General features: G+C 70.7%; 11 protein-coding genes. 7 read left to right on the top strand and 4 right to left on the bottom strand.

Annotated elements, in window-relative coordinates:
- Positions 1-38: 38 nt before the first annotated feature.
- From ACFYW1_RS25990 to ACFYW1_RS25980, 3 genes are all read right to left on the bottom strand, one after another.
- Positions 39-1199, bottom strand: coding sequence for an ATP-binding protein (locus tag ACFYW1_RS25990; RefSeq protein ID WP_388997837.1), 1161 nt, complete (start codon positions 1197-1199; stop codon positions 39-41).
- A 306-nt stretch (positions 1200-1505) separates the two neighbouring features.
- Positions 1506-2738 (bottom strand): cytochrome P450, encoded by a 1233-nt coding sequence (locus ACFYW1_RS25985; protein WP_388997834.1) that lies wholly within the window; start codon positions 2736-2738, stop codon positions 1506-1508.
- Between the two features lie 328 nt (positions 2739-3066).
- Positions 3067-3378: a hypothetical protein gene (locus tag ACFYW1_RS25980; protein WP_388997831.1), complete on the bottom strand. Its 312-nt coding sequence runs from the start codon at positions 3376-3378 to the stop codon at positions 3067-3069.
- Positions 3379-3660: 282 nt separating this feature from the next.
- On the opposite strand from ACFYW1_RS25980, the gene ACFYW1_RS25975 reads away from it, so the two are divergent.
- From ACFYW1_RS25975 to ACFYW1_RS25965, 3 genes are all read left to right on the top strand, one after another.
- On the top strand, positions 3661-4890 hold the full coding sequence (locus ACFYW1_RS25975; protein WP_388997828.1) for a hypothetical protein: 1230 nt from the start codon (positions 3661-3663) through the stop codon (positions 4888-4890).
- Complete coding sequence (locus ACFYW1_RS25970; protein ID WP_388997825.1) at positions 4874-5644, top strand: hypothetical protein; 771 nt, start codon at positions 4874-4876, stop codon at positions 5642-5644. The genes ACFYW1_RS25975 and ACFYW1_RS25970 overlap by 17 nt, the downstream gene beginning before the upstream one ends.
- A gap of 135 nt (positions 5645-5779) precedes the next feature.
- Positions 5780-6571, top strand: a complete 792-nt coding sequence (locus tag ACFYW1_RS25965) for an SDR family NAD(P)-dependent oxidoreductase (RefSeq protein WP_388997822.1) — start codon at positions 5780-5782, stop codon at positions 6569-6571.
- Between the two features lie 142 nt (positions 6572-6713).
- On the opposite strand, the gene ACFYW1_RS25960 is transcribed toward ACFYW1_RS25965, so the two are convergent.
- Positions 6714-7118 carry a hypothetical protein gene (locus tag ACFYW1_RS25960; RefSeq protein WP_388997819.1) on the bottom strand — a complete coding sequence of 135 codons (405 nt, stop codon included), beginning with the start codon at positions 7116-7118 and terminating at the stop codon, positions 6714-6716.
- A gap of 484 nt (positions 7119-7602) precedes the next feature.
- Here ACFYW1_RS25960 and ACFYW1_RS25955 point away from each other — a divergent pair, with 484 nt between their 5' ends.
- From ACFYW1_RS25955 to ACFYW1_RS25940, 4 genes are all read left to right on the top strand, one after another.
- The gene (locus tag ACFYW1_RS25955) at positions 7603-9843 is read left to right on the top strand and encodes a PQQ-binding-like beta-propeller repeat protein (protein ID WP_388997816.1); all 2241 of its coding nucleotides are present in this window, start codon (positions 7603-7605) and stop codon (positions 9841-9843) included.
- A gap of 250 nt (positions 9844-10093) precedes the next feature.
- The gene (locus tag ACFYW1_RS25950; protein ID WP_388997813.1) at positions 10094-11122 is read left to right on the top strand and encodes an SMI1/KNR4 family protein; all 1029 of its coding nucleotides are present in this window, start codon (positions 10094-10096) and stop codon (positions 11120-11122) included.
- A 351-nt stretch (positions 11123-11473) separates the two neighbouring features.
- Complete coding sequence (locus ACFYW1_RS25945; RefSeq protein ID WP_388997810.1) at positions 11474-12112, top strand: hypothetical protein; 639 nt, start codon at positions 11474-11476, stop codon at positions 12110-12112.
- Positions 12113-12124: 12 nt separating this feature from the next.
- Positions 12125-13243, top strand: coding sequence for a hypothetical protein (locus tag ACFYW1_RS25940; RefSeq protein ID WP_388997807.1), 1119 nt, complete (start codon positions 12125-12127; stop codon positions 13241-13243).
- The last annotated feature ends 427 nt before the right edge of the window (positions 13244-13670 follow it).

Raw genomic sequence — 13670 nt, 5'->3', positions numbered from 1 at the left:
CCTCGTTCTTCCGGGCCGGCAGGGCGGTTCGCTGCGGGTCAGTCCCGGCAGGCGGCACCCCGGGCGATCCGGTCGATGACGGCTGCGGCCCGCTCCGGGTCTTCCTCCAGCCACCTGCCGAGGTGGTCCTGGACGGCCTGTCCGACGCAGTCGCGTACTTCGGCGTTGCCCAGCACACCCCGTGTGGAGCCTCCGAACTCGGGGCGGTCCAGCTTCACCGACACCACCGCCGTCAGCCCCTCGCCGATCCGATCGGCGCCGAAGCCGGGGGCCGTGGCCGTCAGCAGCCCCTGCTTCCGCGCGTACGTGGTGACCGCGGCCGTCATCCCGTCACGGAAGCCCACCATGTGCGCGCCGTCGACGGTGGGCCGGCTGTTGGCGAAGGTCCGGATCCGCTCCCCGGGGCAGCCGCACCAGCGGAAGGCCACCTTCATCGTCCCCGCCATCCGAGGGTCCTCGTGCTCGAAGGCGATGGTGTCCGTGGGGGCGGGCGCCGCCGGGTGGCCGTCGAGGAAGGCGACGAAGTCCCGTGCCCCGCCCGGGAATCGGAGTCGCACCGACCGGGGCTCGTCCGGGCGGCGCAGGTCGGTCAGGGAGATCTCCAGGCCCTGGTTCAGAAAGGCCAGTTCCCGGAACCGCTCCTCCAGTCCGTCGAACGAGAACTCCGCGGCTCCGAAGATCTCGGCGTCGGGCCAGAAGGCGATGGTGGTCCCGCTTCCCACGGCCGTCCCCGCCCCGGTGACCGGGGTGGTGGCCACGCCGCGCGCGTACTCCTGGACCCAGCGGGCTCCCTCGCGCCGCACCTCGGCCGTCATCCGCCGCGACAGGGCGTTGACGACGACGGGTCCCACGCCGCAGAAGCCGAGGGTCACGTCGTGGCGGCCTCCGGTCCCCATCCCGGCCTGCATGTGGGTGAGCAGGGCTTCGAGCCCGGGGCCGCCCTCCATCTCGTCGTCGGGAACGCCCGGCCCGTCGTCGGCGACGCACACGCCGCCATCGGGCGTCAGAGTGATGTCGACGGAGGCGGCGCGGCCCTCCAGAACCTCGTTCACCGCCCGGTCCGCGACCTCGAACACCATGTGGCGCAGGCCGCGTTCACCGGTCGAGCCGATGTACATGCCGGGCCGTTTCCGAATTGCTTCCCGCCCTTCCAGTACCCGGATGTCGCAGGCGTCGTACATGGTGGCTTCCTCGCTCACGATGCCCCTTCCGATGCTGTCCGACAGAACTCCCCAGGGTAGGAAGATCCCAGGAAATTGCCAGGTCAGAGCCTTTCCTCCGATGCCGTGGGCGGGTGTGTGAGCGGCTGTCCGGAAGTGGTCGGCCCCGGGGCGGCGAACCATCGCCGGAGTGCTGCCACGGCCCCGTCGAGGGCGTGAACGGCACCCTCGGCGGCGGCTCCGGGGCCGGCGAACGAGGTGCTGGGTCTCCTGCATCGTCCGGCGGGGCGAACGAGGCGTCCGGGGCGGCCGGGGCCGTGCTCGCTCGTCCCGCCGGTGGGGCCGTTACCGGGTGACCGGCCGCAGGCGAACGGGCAGGGTCACGTGCCCGTTGCTGATCAGGGTCGGCAGCGGCCGCAGTTCTTCGGCGGGCACCGCGAGCCGGGCGTCGGGGAAGCGCGTGAACAGCTGACGCAGGGCGGTGGCGACTTCGAGGCGGGCGAGCGGGGCGCCGAGGCAGTAGTGGACACCGTGCCCGAAAGCCAGGTGGTCCTTGGTGGCCCGGGTGGCGTCGAAGAGATCGGCGTCCCGGCCGTGCCAGTCCGGGTGGCGGTTGGCGGCCGCGTAGGAGGCGAGGATCGCCTCCCCGGCCCGGATCGTCCGTCCGTCGGGCAGAGGGATGTCCTCGAGCGCGTAGCGCAGGGGCAGGTGCTTGATGGCCGGCTCGTGGCGCAGCGTCTCCTCGACGACGTCGTTCCAGCCGCACCGGCCGACGCGGACATGGGCCAGTTGCTCCGGATCGGTCAGCAGGGAAGTGACGGCCTGGTCGATGAGGTTGAGGGTCGTCTCGTACCCCGCGCTGATCATCAGTACGAGGGTGCCGCGCAGTTCGGCGTGGGTGAGGGCGCCGCCGTCGCCCTCCTCGTCGCGGGCGGCGATCAGGAGGGAGGTCATGTCGTCGCCGGGCGAGGTCTGCTTCACGGCGATCAACTCGTCGAGGAGCCGGTAGAGGGTGGCCGTGTTCGCGGCGGCCTCGTCGGCGGAGAGGGTCGTGTCGAACACCCGGTCCACCACGGTGCGGAGCCCGTTCAGCCGGGCGGGGGACAGGCCCAGCATCCGGCCGATGACCGCGATCGGCAGCGGATGGGCCAAGTGCTCGCGCAGGTCGACGACTTCACCGGCCGGGAGGGTGTCCAGGTCGTCGAGGATGCCGGTGACGAGGTCCTCGACGACGGGCGCCAGGGCGGCGACGCGGCGGGCAGAAAAGGCCGGGGCGATCAGACGGCGCAGACGGCGGTGGTCGCCGCCGTAGGCGGTGAACATGTTGTCGACCGTCACCCAGAGCGCGAGTGGCCAGGTGGGGACGGTGTCGGCGAAGGCGGGCCAGTGCGCTCGGGCGTCCTTGGAGACGCACGTACGCGTCAGGAGATGCTTGAGGAGGCCGGGATCGGATATGGACCACGCGGTCACCCCGAGGATGTCCACGAGCGTGGCCGCCCCGCGGGCGCGCAGGCTCCGGTCCTCGGCGTGGTGGTCGGCACCGGTGGGATCGAGAACGAGCGGCTGGTCATCGGACATGCCCGGAGTTCCTTTCTGGCAGGTGCGCACGGATTCCCGACGAAGCGGGTGGTACGTGCTGCGAGTGGTGAACGGCGCCGGGGCCCCGGGGAGCGGGAACCCGCCCTCGGGCCGACGCCGTCACCCCATGGACCGAACAGCGGACGGATCCGTGACACGCACAGGGGACTGCTTCCCGACGAGTGCTCCGCAGGACGGAACCGGAACGGGCGACGACTGCGGCGGCTCCCTCCCCGTGCTTGCTCCGGCCGCCCTCTTCGCGCCCGCTCCACCGGTTGCGCAGGTCGGCACGTTCGATACGGCGACGGGCCGTTTCCACCGCAACGCTTCAGAAACCGGCCATGGACTTGTCGAGCACTCCGCCCAGCGCACCGTGGACGCTGCAGCGAACCGAGTGCCCCGCCCTGCGTCGCAGCCCGAACCCCACAACGAACGACAGGACGAAGAGCCCACCGAGGACCATCGCCACGACTGGGCTGTAAACGAAGCACACGAAGCATGCGACACCGGCCCAGACCAGGATCGGCAGGAGCGAGCCGAGCAACACCGTCCCGAACCCGACCTGCTCCGGCCCCGACGGCAGCACACGTCCATGCCACACCTCGATGTGGTTCCTGGTCGCACAGTTCTCGGGCCGCATGAAGCCATCACACCACCGAAAGCCCGGCCCGATGCGGTGATCCGCGAGGAACTGCCCGGGGAACGGGCAACGCGGCACCGACGGTCGGGCGGCAGCTCCGTGCACTTGTCCGTACGGGCAGAACCTCGTTGCCCGCTGTCGAGCCCCGTGAGAGCATCAAGGTCCTCAACGGTCCGTCTCCTTTCTTTTGTGCCGTGCAACGCAAACGAAAGAGTGCGGACCATTGCCATGTCCCAGGTTTTGGGCAATTCATCGAGGTCTGCGAACGGCGGGTGCTGTTTGATGTACGCGACAGAGCTGGCAGAAGCCCGCATCGAGGATGCGGACAACGTCCTGGTCGCGCCTTCGGTAGTGCAGGACGACGAACTGGCCGGGGACTTCTTCGGGGCCGTGATCACGCCTGAGGAGCTTGCCTCGGGTTCGCCCGATCTCGCGCGGAGGACCGTCTACCTGTGCGGTGACATATCCGGGATCAGCGGCCGCCAACTGCGCGATGCGGCCCGGGTGTTCGTTGTCCGGGAGCTGTCGCACGGCTACGACGAGGACGCCGGCGCCCCCTGGACCCTCGTCGATCTCGGCCGGGTTCCCGTCCGCGTACACGGCGTCGGCGTGTACTACCGCCGGTTTTTCGGACTCGACGCCGACCACTTCGGACGGATCCGTGCGGAGCACGCGTTCCAGTCCCTGACGGAGTCCACCAAGCCCGGAACGGCTCATCGCAGCGGAATCTATCTGACGCCCGTCACGCGGAACGGCGACGAACTGCATTTCCGCCTGCTCCGGTGCTCCACGAATCTCTCGGGGCCGACCGAGAGCTTCCGTCCGACCGACATGAGCATCGTCGAGGCATTGAACCGCGAGGCCGCCACCGTCTTCCGGAATCATGCACCGCTGAATCACGTCCTGGCCCAGACCTACCACAACACCCTCGCCACGGCCGGGCGCAAGCAGTCCAAGGCCAGGATCTCGGCCCATGCCGACAAGACCAAGGACATGCCGGTCAACGGCATCATGGCCTTCTGTACTTTCTACGACCGGCTCGAAAGCCTGCGACCCATGGCCGAAGACGCCTTCGATTACGGGGTGAAGAAGGCAAGCGGGCTGACCAGGATTCAGTTTCGCCTCAAGGAGCCGGCCGAGGAAGACGAGGGGGCCGGGCTCCCGTCGAAGTTCACCCTGACCCTCTATCCCGGCTCCGTGTTCTTCATGCCGCTGTCCACCAACCGCCTGTACACGCACGAAATCCGGCCGTCGACGTTGGACGCCGAGTTGCTTCCGACCCGCCTGGGATACGTGGTGCGCTGTTCGAGCACCGAAGCCGTCCACAAGAACGGCCGAACGTTCCTCAAAAGGGCCGGAGGTCTGGTGGAGCTGGAGCGGCCCACACCGGACGGAATGGATGACCTGCGCCGGCTGTACGCCGAGGAGAACAGGACCTCGTCCTTCATCGATTACGGCGAAAAATTTCTCTTCAGCATGAACACGGGAGACTACGTTGCCCCTCGGTCCTAGGGTCTCGGACGAGATCCTCTCGTGTGCTCTTCCGGTCGAGGAGAACCCCTTCGCGGAGCTGTTGGCGTCGGCTCGTCTGGAAGACGTGGGAAAAGGCCGGCGAGGCGCCGTGCTCACCAGGGTCGACGAGGCGGGTGGTGTGCCTCTCGTGCGCACCACCACCCGGTACGGCAGCCCCGCGCAGCGTTTCCGGGTGGCGCACGAACGGCTGGCGCGGCAGATACAGGAACGTGCGGGGCTTCCGGTCGGCTTCAACAACGCTCTCATCGAGAGCTACACGAACGCTTACGCGACCATGGGCAGCCATTCCGATCAGGCCCTCGATCTGGCCGACGGATCGTTCATCGCTGTCTTCTCCTGCTATCGGCACCCTGAAGCCGGCCCGCCGAGGAAGCTGATCTTCGAATCAAAGGGGTCGGAAGGCGAGAAGTTCGAGATCCCCCTCGTGCACAACGGCGTCGTCGCTTTTTCTGTCGAATCGAATCGACGGCTCAAGCACAAAATTGTGCTGGAGGCGAGTGCCCGGACAGTGGAAAATCAATGGCTGGGCATAACCTTTCGTACGTCGAAGACTCTCGTTCGGTTTCGCGACGGAAACGTATACCTCCCGCAGGGCGCGCCCCTCCTGCCGGCCGACGACGAGCAGAGCCACGAGTTCTACCGACTGCGACGCCGTGAGAACAACGAAACGGACTTCAGGTACCCCTCACTGGCGTACACCGTCAGCGAGAGCGACCTGATGCCGCCCGTCTGACCCCGAAGGCTTTGAACGGACTGGTGGGCGCGGAGGGGTACGACGGCACCGGTCGTGGCCTTGGTGGCCCCGATCGGTGAACTTCCGTCTGACGAAAGCCGAGTGACGGGGCGCCACTTCAGGTTTACTCGCGTCATGAACGAGCGAACAGCCCCAGCGCACAGCACCGGTCTGCTGACCGGCAGGACCGTGATGATCACCGGAGCGTCGAGCGGCATAGGCGAGGCCGCGGCGCGGCTCTTCGCCTCCGAGGGTGCGGCCGTCGTCCTCATGGCCCGCCGCGAGGACCGGCTCAAGGACCTCGTCCATGAGATCGAGGCATCCGGCGGACGGGCGGCCCGCAGCGTCGGCGACGTGACAGTGGCCGACGACGTCGAGCGTGCCGTCGCGACGGCCGTCGAACGCTTCGGCGGCCTCGACGGCGCCTTCAACAACGCCGGTTACGCCGGTTCCACCTTCGGCCGGTCGCACGAGCTGCCGGAAGAGGACTTCGACCGCATCATGGACGTCAACGTACGCGGGACGTGGAACTGCCTGCGCCGTCAGATCCCCGTCATGCTGGACGCCGGCCGCGGGGCGATCGTCAACACCGCCAGTTCGGCGGGGCTCATCGCCACCGGCGCACCATCCCCCTACGTCGCGGCGAAGCACGCCGTCCTGGGCCTGACGAAGGCCACGGCCGCCGAATACGGGGCGTCCGGCATCCGCGTCAACTCCTTGATCGTGGGCACCACCCGGACGGAAATGATCAACGCGGCGGTGGCGGCCGCTCCGGCTCTGGAGGAGGCGTTCGTCGCACGCCAGATCCAGAAGCGGATGGCCGAGCCACGAGAGGTGGCGGAGGCGGCCCTGTGGCTGCTGGGCGACCGCTCCTCGTTCGCCACCGGCAGCCATGTGGCGGTGGACGGCGGCATTCTGGCCATCTGAGGGGGCAGGGGGCCCGGGGCGGCCGGCGCCGCCGGGCCCCACGCACGAGCGTTGCCGGGCCCCGCGTACGGGGGCGTCACCGCCTCCCACGCACGAGTGCCGACGCGGCCACGGCACCGGCGCGGACGCCGGTGCCGGGGCGTCACTGGGACGGTCCGACGACTTGGTCGCGGAACTGCTGGAAGGCATGCCAGCCCGACGCCCGCCCCGGAGCGATCAGCTCTCCGTCGGTGCAGTCGATCACCTTGCACCGCAGGGACTCGGCCAGACGGAAGACGGGCATCAGCACGTCGTCGCCGGAGCCCCGGATGTGGAGCATGATCGAGTCCACCGGGTCCTCCGAGCCGATGTTGAGTTCGATCGACCACGTGGAGCCGGAAAGGGTGCCCCAGGAGGGGTCCGAAAGATCGGCTTCGGGAACGGCCCGGGCGACAGCCGCGAGTACGTCGTGCCGCCGGCCGAGCGGGTCCGGGGCGTGGTCGGAGGGGATCTCGCGCACCGACGTGATGTCGTCGGGCAGGCGCAGGAGGAACACGTCCCAGCTCATGGTGGCCTTCCGGGCAGGGGTCGTTGGTGACCGGGGCATCCTGACAGAGGCCACTGACAGCGGCCGCGAAGAGCGGGGACTGCCCGCACGCACCTCGGACGGCATGCCCCGGGGAGGAGGATCGGGCGATCCGGGCCGTCAGCTCTTCGCCGAGCCGAACGAGTCGGACCAGCCGGACGAGCCGGACGAAGGGTCCGGCGAAGAGCACCACGGGCCGTACCGGCGCGACGGGCGGCTCCGTGACCGGTGATCGGTCGTGCCCCTTTCGGGTGGGGCGGGCGCCGACGGAACCGTCCACCTGCTGAGCCCCGTGGACGAGAAGCCGCTGTCGCCCGCCGGACGGACCAGGACACCACGGGGGACGGCCCCGGCGTCGACGTCACCCGCTTTGCTCCGCCCCACTGCCCTGCGGCTAGTTTGTGTGCAGGAAAGATAGGCAGGCCCGTGGCGACAGAGGCGCCCGGGGGACTGGAGGTCGGGAAGAGTGTCGCTGCGCGGAGGTGATCCGACCGAGATCGGCGGTTACCCGCTTGAGGCTCGGCTCGGCTCGGGTGGCATGGGCACGGTCTTCCTCGCCCGTACGAGTTCGGGGCGGCCCGTCGCGATCAAGCTGATCCACCAGCAGTTCGCGGGGGACGACGAGTTCCGTATCCGCTTCCGGCAGGAGGTGGCGGCGGCGCGGCGGGTGAGCGGCGCGTTCACCGCCGCCGTGGTCGACGCCGACCCCGAGGCGGATCAGCCGTGGATGGCGACGGCCTACATCGAGGGGCACACCCTCACCCAGCACATCGCCATGAAGGGCCCGCTGGGCGGAGCGGAACTGAGGAGGCTGGCCATCGGGCTGGCCGAGGCGCTGCGCGACATCCACCGGGTGGGGGTCGTCCACCGTGACCTGAAGCCCTCGAACGTCGTGCTCTCGCCCGAGGGCCCGCGCGTCATCGACTTCGGCATTTCGCGCGCCGCGGACCAGGAGACGCTGACGATGACCGGTCGGGTCATCGGCACGCCGCCCTTCATGTCGCCGGAGCAGTTGCAGGCGCCGCGCGGCGTGGGACCGCGGTCCGACGTCTTCTCGCTGGGGACCCTGCTGGTGTACTCGGCGACGGGCCACGGCCCCTTCGACGCGGACAGCCCCTACATGACGGCGTACCAGGTGCTGCACGAGGAGCCGTCACTGGACGCCGTGCCGGTGGCACTGCGCGCGGTCGTCGAGCTGTGCCTGGACAAGGAGCCCGACAAGCGCCCCTCGGCGGACGAACTCCTCGTGCTGCTGCGGGACCTGCCGGCCGACCTCGGGGGGATCGACGCGGACGGGGCCGAGACGGGCCGCACCCGCGACGTGGCCACCGAGCACGACTTCGCGGCCCGGGACACCCCGGCGCCGACCGCCCCGGTCGGTCCCGGCACGGGAAGCACCGGTACGGGAACCACCGGCACCTCCGCCGGCCGCCGTCCGGGGCGCCGGTGGCGGCCCGTGCTCGCGGCCGCGGTCGCGGTGGCCGCGATCGGCGGGGGCGTGGCCGTGCTGAAGACGGCCGGCCCCGGGGGGAACGGCAGCAGCGGTGACGGCGTCGCGACGCCGGGGGCCGTGCTTCCGGCCGGTTTCGAGCCGTGGCACACGACCGTGGAGGGCGGACGTCCGGAAATCCCCGACGAACTGCGCTGCGTCGCGCGGGGCGAGGCGCTGTTCTGCGGGGGTGGCAGCGTCGTCGCGACCCGTATCAAGGTCACGGACGGCTCGCCGGAGTGGACGGTGAAGAGCCCGGGCGTCCCCGTCCGGGGCGTGCACCTGGTGGGCGCCACCGACGACACGGTGCTCGGCTACCGCTTCGCCGCCGAGAACTTCCCGCAGGACCCTGCCAGCGAGGTCGTGGCCGTCGACGCGAAGAGCGGCCGGGAGCTGTGGTCCACACCGTCCGGCGCCCAGTCGCAGGCCGTCACGGGCCGGTCCCAGGACGCCCTGGTGCTCGGCTCCGCCGTCGTGACGGTCGACGCCTTCAACTCCCGCTTGGAGTCCCGGGACGCGCACAGCGGTGAGGTCGCCTGGACGACGCCGTTCCCCGCGGACACGCAGTGCGCCCCCGTCCCGGTGGGCCCGCGGCTCTTCGCGATGTGCGCGCCGAACGCGGAGGTGGACACCGTGGAGGTGCGCCACTCCACCCTGTACCCGGTCGACCGTGCCTCGGGGGCGCTGGGCAGGCCCATCGCGGTCGACGGTCCCGTCGTGCCGATGGGCGTCGCCGACGGGGAGCTCGTACTCCTCCGGGTGCACTTGGAGGGACCGGAGCTGACCGGTTACGACGGGGTGGCGCGGGTCGACCCGGCCTCGCGGAAGGTCACGTACTCCCGACTGGCCAAGACGTACGAGGGGACGCCCGGCATGGTGGACGGCGCCCTCTACGTGAGCGGGCAGACCGGTCTCGTCACGGCGCTCGACCCGGCGACCGGCAGGGAGAAGTGGTCGCGGCAGACCAGCGTGGAGGGTGCGTCGGGCCCCGCCGCGGGCGGTGACGCGCTGTACTTCAGCTCGGCCACCGGCCGGGTGGTCGCGCTGTCGTCGCGCGACGGCAAACTCCTGTGGACGACGGACCCGCAGGCCGATGGCCTGACGGGCGAGATCGGCGCAAGCCCGCGGGTGACCGTCGTGGAGGGCGTGGTGGTCGTGGCCGCGGCCAAGAACACGCTCTTCGCCTTCGGCGGGCAGGAGCCGCCGAAGCAGGGCTGATCCGGCTCGAATCGCGACGGCCCACGGCCGCCTCCACGCGTCCCCCGCGCCCCGGAGCCCGGTCTGTCAGTGGTGGTCGTCATCATGGAGACATGACCGGGCCGGGCCCGCCCACCGGCGGGATCCGGCAGAACTCGACGGGGCCGGCGGGATCCGGCGGTTTCGTCGGGACGACCGGGGAGGGCGGCACGGCCGGTCGTGTCCGGTCGCGGAACGCACGCTTGCCGGGCGAGCGGCCAGGGAGGGCGCAGTGGGACATTTCGAGGGCTTCGACACGGACGGGTTCTGGGACGACTCGGCGTACGCGCAGAAGTACGGGGAGGAGACCCCGCCCACGCGGGAGCTGATCGCGTCGGTGGAGGAGGAGATCGGTGGGTACCGGCTGCCCGGCTCCTACATCGAGCTGATGACCGCGCGCAACGGCGGCGTTCCGAACCGGGACCACTTCCCCATGACCGAGCCGACCTCCTGGGCCGACGACCACATCGTGATCGACGGGATCAAGGGCGTGGGGCGGACCAAGCCGCAGTCGCTCGCCGGCGAGTTCGGCAGCCGGTTCTGGATCGACATGTGGGAGTACCCGGACATCGGCGTCTACTTCGCCGACACACCGTCGGCCGGCCACGACATGCTCGCCCTCGACTACCGCGCGTGCGGCAGACACGGCGAACCGGCCGTGGTGCACGTCGACCAGGAGGACGACTTCGCGATCACCCCGGTCGCGGAGAACTTCGAGGCATTCGTCAGGGGGCTGGTCGACGGGTCCGTCTACGACACCTCGGAACAGGACCTGATCGACGCCCTGGAAACGGTGCGCGACGGCAGCTTCTCCCCGGTGCTGGTGCGGGCCTTCCGCGAGGTCGCCGACGTACTGCCCGACGCGGACCGGCGGATGCGGGCCCTCGCGGAGGCCGTCGTGCACGACAAGGGGTTCTTCGCGCTGCACGCCGACGCGCGATCCACGCTGATGTACGACTACCTGTTCTGGCTGTTCACCGGTTCCCACCGGGTCGAATCCTTCGACCGGTACCTGAAGGCTCCCGCGGGGCAGGAGAGTTCCTACGCGGTACCGAACTACGAGCTCATGATCGCCTTCGGCCTCGTGGCCGAGCCCTACGGGTTCAGGACCGGCGGGTACGCCCCCGGCTTCCTCCAGGACTGGTGGGACTCCCGGGTCGCCTCGGGGCGCATCACCGAGACCGCCGACGGCTACCGGATGACCGATGCCGCCGTCGCCACCCTGCTCGACGAGCTCGCCGCCGTGGCGGACGACCGGTAGCCGCACCCGCCACCGGACCGGAGGAGGGGGCAGCCGGTGAGGGGGCTTTGTGGACCGGGCGGACGACGGAGGGCATTCGGCGGCGAACCGGGCGCAGTTGAAGCGCGCCTGCGGGGGACTGCTGCCGTACGAGGAGCTGCGGGACCGCGTGCCCGACGAGGTTGCCGGGGCGGTGGGTCAGTACGGCACCGTCCTCGATCCCGGTGAGGAGAGCCGCTCCCTGGTGAACTGTTCCGTCTGCCCGGGCCCGACAAGGGCGGGAAGGCCGAGTACCTCGCCGACTTCCGTATTGCCGTCCGGGTCGCCGACGGGATCACCGTCGCTCGGAAGTGTGGTGGCTCCCCGCTGAGGATGCCCACCCGGCTCGTCGACACCTACGAGGCCCATGTCACCTCGGACGAGGACGGGGCCGACATGGAGGTCGAGAGGATCGAGGAGCCGGGTCCGGGCGTGAAGAAGTGCCGGGGACTCGGCCCGCGGGCGGGTTTCCCCGGCAAGTGGACCGCCAGTGGTGATCTGCAGGACTCACGGCTGCTGAGTGTCTGCGGCGCCACCGTCCTGGACCGCGAGGATCCGACGGCCACCGATCCGGAACCGCCCGACGGCGCGGTGGTGGAAGTCTCGGCGGCGAGTTGGGCCGGGCCGCTCGGCGAGTCGGTCAACGACCAGTACGACAGCACCGGTGACAGCTTCGGCTTCCGCGAGGGGAAGCGGACGAGGGACATCCCCGAATCGGAGCCGCACGAACTCGCCCCGGGGGCACGGTCGAAGTGCGCCGCGGGCGCCACCTACCACCGGGTCACCGTCCGCACGGAGACCTCCGGCATCGAATCGCGCACGCTCGATGAGGCCGAACGCACCGAGTTCTCCGAGAACGTCCGCAAGCTGATGGACAGTTGCCTCACCGACCCCGGCGGCTGGCCCGGACAGCAGCGGTGCCATGACGCCGAGATCCTGGGAGAGATGGCGGTGGGGCGGATCGTTCTGTGAGCGGTCGCGGCCGTGGTCGCGACGGCCGTCGCCGTCGCCGGTCGTCTCCTGGTGCACGGCGACTTCCGGCGCTGGAGCGACGAGGCGGCGCTCGACGGAGCCTGCGACGGCCTGCTCGACCGGAACGTGGTGCGCGACCTCCTCGGACCGGGAACCGTCGAGGTCGAGGACCCGGTCCACGACCCGGACAGGAGGGCCGCCGAGGCGAGCGGTACGGACCTGGTGGGCTGCGAGGTGCGCGTCCAGGACGGTGGTGCCGCCGAGATCCGGGTCCTCGACACCACCCGCCCCGTACGGAACCTGGAAGACCTCTGCTACAGGGGCACGGCGGCGGAGCTCACCGTGCCGGTCGGTCATGGCTGGACGGGACTCTTCGGCGCGATCCCGGCCCGCTCCGGAACGGAGGACCCCTTCGAGACCGGCGAGGACGAGGAGGTGACCGTGAGCCCGGTCCTCCGGTGTGCCCGGGGGAGCGGTGCCGAAAGCCTGTCCGGCACGGTCGGGACCACCCTCGACAAGTCCACGGACGACCCGGCCGCACGACCGGAGTTCGCCAGGATCGCCACCTCCACTGCGGCCAGGGTCTCGAAGGCCCGGCACTGCGGGGCCGAGCTCGGCAAGTCCGTCGGCAGCCTCGGCCTGCCGGTGCGCGCGGACGAGTACGAGCCGCTCGGCACGGCCGACGGGACCTGCTCCGGCATCCCCGCCGCACACGGCGTGACGACCGCCACCGAGACCGCTCGCGGAGGGACACCGCAAGAGATGTGCCTGCTCGGTGACACCGACGGCACGACCCGCTACTCGCTCGACGCGGACTACGGCCCTTACGCGCAGGAGCGGTTGTACGGCTACGAGGAGCACCGGCGGCTCGGCAGTGAGGAGGCCGCACCGGACAGCGACACCCCCGCGCACCACCGGGACCGGTACGGCCGGATGAGCTGGACCACGGCCATGTGCGCGGACGGCCGGGCCCTGTTCGTCCTGCGCCCCTCGTACGGGAGGCAGGAGAAGGGGAAGCGGGCCGAGCCCCCGGCCGGCGAGGCGGACCTCGGGTACGAACGTGCCGCGCCGAAGGCGTTCGCCGAGCGTTCGGCGAAGGCCCGTGGATGCTCGGCCCCGGTCGTCCCCTGAGACCTCTCCGGGAGAGGGCCCGCGCTCGCGGACCCGGGGGAGGCCCGCAGTCGTTCTCCGAGTGCACGCCCCGGCGCCGGGGAGTAACGTCGGTATCACCTGACGTCAGCAACCGGGCGGCGGCAACGACACCGTCGCCCCGGCACCGGTGTCGCCGTCACGTACGGCCGCGAGACCGCCGCCCTGTCGCGGCGGGCGGGCGTCGGGATCCTCGCCGTCGACGGCGGGTTCGGCCGCGGCCGGGAGGCAGCCGCATGACCCGCCCGGTCGTCCGCGACACCGTCGACGACCGCACCCGGTCGATTCCGGGCGGAGGCCGGGGCGACGGAGGGAAGCGGCGACGGCTCCGAATCCGAACGGCACCCCGGAGCGGGGCCCGGGACGGAACGGCGCGGAGCAGGACCTCGGGCCCGTACCGACGGTTCCC

Source organism: Streptomyces sp. NPDC002669 (assembly GCF_042889165.1).
Lineage (GTDB): Bacteria > Actinomycetota > Actinomycetes > Streptomycetales > Streptomycetaceae > Streptomyces.
The sequence above is the reverse complement of the archived record's forward strand: the minus strand, read 5'-3'. Positions and strand labels throughout refer to the sequence as shown.